At 37.7% G+C, this 4,904-nt stretch carries 2 protein-coding genes; both read right to left on the reverse strand.

Annotated elements, in window-relative coordinates:
* Nucleotides 1-1,360 precede the first annotated feature (1,360 nt).
* Entirely contained in the window at nucleotides 1,361-2,467 is a 1,107-nt protein-coding gene (locus V6259_RS19415) for a hypothetical protein (RefSeq protein WP_341585940.1), read from the reverse strand.
* 26 nt (nucleotides 2,468-2,493) lie between these two features.
* Complete coding sequence (locus V6259_RS19420; RefSeq protein ID WP_341585941.1) at nucleotides 2,494-3,768, reverse strand: ParA family protein; 1,275 nt, start codon at nucleotides 3,766-3,768, stop codon at nucleotides 2,494-2,496.
* Nucleotides 3,769-4,904: the final 1,136 nt, after the last annotated feature.

The raw sequence follows: 4,904 nt of genomic DNA on the forward strand, positions 1-4,904 counted from the left end.
GAGGAAGAACGACGGGTATAAGGTTTGGTCATAAGATGGACTCCGTTATCGGTTATAAGATGAAAACGGAGTCCAGTTTAGAGTGCAAAAAGATGAGATGAAATAACGGCGTAGAATGAACGCTAACCTTACAGGGGCGTTAAATCAGACCTTGACTTCTACTGGAGAGAGTAACCGCGATCAATAGCATGCTGTCAGATACTATCGGCTAACCTGCCTATTTTACGGTCGGTATTTAGGTTAACACTGGGGTATAGTTGTCAAAAATAATTTTGGTTTCTTGCTAAAAAATCCTTACTGATCCTCGACGTTTTGGTAATAGGAAACTCATCAAAGAGTATGTAGGGCACTTAATAAAAGGTCTTGAAGATCATTATCAAAACTGTTGTCGTACAATCGTCATCTGTCAACTTACCGTGAAATAGTGGCACAACATGATTGGCAACGCCACGGGGTAGGTTAGTACACAATAGGCAGCGAATATCACTATGAGGCGAATTAATGAGAAAGTTTGTGTGATCCGACTACTTAGAGCAAAAGTATTACGAGAGAAAAAAGGTAAGATAGGGTGGTCGGAATGAACCGAAAAGATGATTGTAATCACCGCTATACGAAAAAACGGAACTCTTATATTTGTGTGACTTTGAAAAGTTGGAATCACTTAAAGTGATACATGACGTTTTCTAAAAATGTATTAATTTTCTCGATAGCATTAAGGGCCGGTAATATTAAAAAAGAGAATCTGTGTATCTATTCATGGTGTTTAGTAAAAGGATAAATAGCAATTTTTATTACTTATCAGGCGAAATCTCAGTTTTCAACCTGACTCTAGTATTTGCGTTTAAAGAAGGTAATGATGAGATTCGAAGACTCCTTACTAATTTTAATAAACGAGTAAACACCGAACCTGAAAGACATATGTCTATCAGTATTCTTTCTGTATACTAGGCAGTAGTTATCGACTAGCTCTAATCCATAAAGCCTGAAAGACATGTGTCTATCAGCATTTTTCTATATCCTAGACAGTAGTTATCGACTAGTTCTAATTCATAAAGCCTGAAAGACATGTGTCTATCAGCATTTTTCTATATCCTAGACAGTAGCTATCGACTAGTTCTAATCTATAAAGCCTGAAAGACATGTGTCTATCAGGCTGCTCTTCGCACTTATAGGTCTCTTGACAGAAAGCTAACTAATTTGTTTTTTTGATTTAATAAGCGCTTTTCTAACACAAACAGGGCATTCCCCCAAAAAAATTTCTTGAAAAAGCACAGGTAAAGACCAGAAATCTTGAGCCTTCAATGTACTAAATGCGGTATATTTGTGAATAGTCATAACAACCTCTTGTTACAATTTTATCTTAAATTGCTTGATCTATTTTATTCTTAAGCTCATTTAAAAAATCTTCGTTCTCATTAAATATTTCTCGTATTTTTTTCATCTGACTTTCTGAGTAGTCCTCTCTAGTAAAAGAGAAATTAATTGTGCAAACCTGGTCATTTATAACAATGTTGTTTTCAGCGTCTTTTTTTTGTATTGCGTCAGAGACACTGTCTTTAGTCTGCAATGCATCACTTATCGTATCTATATTAAGAGAAGGTATTCTAGACAATGTTGATTTTAAAGCAGTGACTTCAGCTTTGAACTCACTAAGAACAGTCGACTGAATATTTTCAACCACAACGAAACTGTATCCTTTTGAGGTTTTATCGTCTTTAACAGTTTTTCGGATGGTGATTTTTTTTTCTGCCGTATTCTCAATGAAATCAATCACTAACTTTGCAAACTTAGCAGAGATTTTTTTCGAGTCTACGTCAATAAGAAACTCTTTTATTTCGGAGTAAATAATTGCAAACGGTATCATCAGAGAAAATCGCCCTTGGCTAAGAGAAGATGCTCCCGTTAAATTATAGTTTTCTATGATGTTTTTAACAGACGAACTAGGTTCAGTAGTAGCGTACATTTCATAAAAAGAAAGGGCATTTATAGATTGCTCTATAAACGTAAATTTTCGGTTAGAATCTGTTCTTCTAATTTCTTGAAGAACAAGCCACATGCTCTCTTTATCCAGTTGGATAACATGAATATTATATTTAATATCTATGTTCGTTTTATTATAGATATCTATACAACAAGCTCTTCGCGTTGCTCCGTTTGCGATAAAAATTGTATCAGAATCTGGTAAAGTGTAACCAATTGCAGGTTCACTTAAAATTTGAAATTCTTTTAGATTTTTATATAGGTTCAAACTCTCTAAATCAATTTTAGAAATTTCTCTAGGGTTAAAGGGTGAAATTTCCGTTTTAGAACTTAATTCAGACGAGTCAATCGAAACATCATTTGTTTTAAAGGTATGCTTTTTACCAGTAATCTGATCTATAAAAGTACTTTTATTGTCTTTTAAACTTGAAAGCCCATTACCACTGGCCGTGTGTAAACCTCTGTTTCGTGAACGAAAATTATCCATTCTATGTGGCCTCTTATCCTAATTTATTAAATTGATCGTATTGCTAAAATGAATTGACTATAAACAGCTTGGACACTTTCAGATGCTTTCCTTAAATTGATTTTCGAACACAAACCTTCCGCATGTGACAAATCAAGCACAGTTCTGTGTTTGCTGGACGCAGCCACAAAAGCATCACTATGAACAAAGTGAGATCCAAAAAGACTTTCCTGAGCAGACTTAACAATTCTATGTTTTATATTTACTTCCGCAGTTGACTTTGGATCATGATCAGTAAGGACCATCTTGTGGACTTTAAGGTTCATTCCTTTAGAAGGTAGCGTTGCGTATCGGCGGTCTAAAGCAGATAAAAAAGATCCAGTTGAAGAATAGTCCATTTCCTTTGGAGCAATTGGTGTCAATAGAAAATCAGCTATTTCCAAGGCTAACCAAGTTAGTGGCCCGTCAACTGGGGGTGTATCAATAAGAATAACGTCATATTTCTCTTGTAAAGCGGGAAGAATTGTTTCTCTTAACCGAGAAAAAATTTTGTCTCTATCTTCACTGCTTGCTTGCCAAAATTCATCTGTTAACCGTTCATCCATAGGGTGCGCAGGCATAACATTTAAATTGCATAAATGTGTTTCAAATGGTGATTTTTGAATAATATCCTTTTCATCAGCCATATCTAAAAGTTCAGAGAATTGATTTTTTTCTAAATCTTTCCCCATGATAATGTCGACTAAGGTTAGAAATATTTCATTATTTGGATCATGGACAGTGAATTGATCCATACTTCCTTGTGGATCAAGGTCAAGAATTAACACATTTGCACGTAAATGAAGATCTAAAGCGGTGGCAACAGCTAAAGAAGAGGTTGTTGTAGATTTAGCAACCCCACCTTTCTGGTTTGCAATAGCAACTATACATTTTTTTAACGGGAATCTATTATTTCCAACTTCAACTGAATATTTAGGAAAGTTCCAATGATCTAACAAAGCATGAACTTCTGGTTGGGTGAGCAGGTAACGGAAATTAGTATTACTTTGAATTGGCTCAGGTATTACGCCAAGTTCTACCGCTTTTGTAAACTTCTCTCCAAACGTCTTAGTTGCACCACCAACAAACTTTCGTAGTGCCGTTTTTGTAATAGCATGATTATAGACAATTCGAGGCATGCCATTCACTTGATCACTGTCAATCCGGACAGAGTCATTTGATAGGATTCGATCTTTAAGCGTTTGCTGGTCCGATAACATCCCGTGCCCTATTTTACTGGCATTGTTAGATACTGCGTTATTTGTAAAATTTTTATGTGCCATATTCACTTCCTCTGTAGCCGATGTGCAACATAGTACATAATAAATACACAATATAGAACCGATTTTTTATAAATAATCATAAAAAGTGGTTCTTCTTTAATAAAATGGTTCTTTCTTTATTTTTTGGTTCTTGTGTTAGGAAGTGGTTTTGATTAGGTAGCCTCAAAAATTAAAAGCCGAACCCTGCCTTCTGAGATGATTTTTTCAGATCTAACCAGATGCTGCACCTACCCAAATCACATACCGATCTACTAGGTGCTGCACCTACCTGAGTAGTTTGGCCGATCTACTAAACCTGACTCTGATCTACTAGGTGCTGCACCTACCTGAATAGTTGGTCAGCCTACTAGGTGCTGCACCTACCTAGATTGGCGGTGATCTAAATAGGGGGATTCGGTACCAAATCTAGGTAGCCGAAACCCAAACCCACCTGAATAGTTTGGTCAGCCTACTAGGTGCTGCACCTACCCAAATCACATATCGATCTACTAGGTGCTGCACCTACCTAGATTGGCGGCGATCTAAATAGGGGGGTTCGGTACCAAATCTAGGTGGCCGAAACCCAAACCCACCTGAATAGTTTGGTCAGCCTACTAGGTGCTGCACCTACCTGGATTGGCGGCGATCTAACTAGGGGGGGTCGGTACCAAAACCAGGTGCTGCACCTACCTGAATTGGCGGCGATCTAACTAGGGGGGGTTCGGTACCAAAACCAGGTGCTGCACCTACCTGGATTGGCGGCGATCTAAATAGGGGGGGTCGGTCCCAAATCTAGGTGGCCGAAACCCAAACCTACCGGTATCAATAAGAAATTTTAGCGTTTTTAGGTACATATACATTAGGTAGCCTCAAAAATTAAAAGCCGAACCCTGCCTTCTGAGATGATTTTTTCAGATCTAACCAGATGCTGCACCTACCCAAATCACATACCGATCTACTAGGTGCTGCACCTACCTGAGTTGGTGGTGATCTAACTAGGTGCTGCACCTACCTGAAAAGGTTAGCCGATCGTTAGCGTTCATTCTACGCCGTTATTTCATCTCATCTTTTTGCACTCTAAACTGGACTCCGTTTTCATCTTATAACCGATAACGGAGTCCATCTTATGACCAAACCTTATACCCGTCGTTCTTCCT

The organism is Marinomonas sp. TI.3.20 (assembly GCF_038155025.1).
GTDB lineage: Bacteria > Pseudomonadota > Gammaproteobacteria > Pseudomonadales > Marinomonadaceae > Marinomonas > Marinomonas flavescens.

Excerpts from the sequence above, each read along its gene's own strand:
- V6259_RS19415 (WP_341585940.1), bottom strand. The coding sequence starts at position 2,467 with ATGGATAATTTTCGTTCACGAAACAGAGGTTTACACACGGCCAGTGGT.
- V6259_RS19420 (WP_341585941.1), bottom strand. The coding sequence starts at position 3,768 with ATGGCACATAAAAATTTTACAAATAACGCAGTATCTAACAATGCCAGT.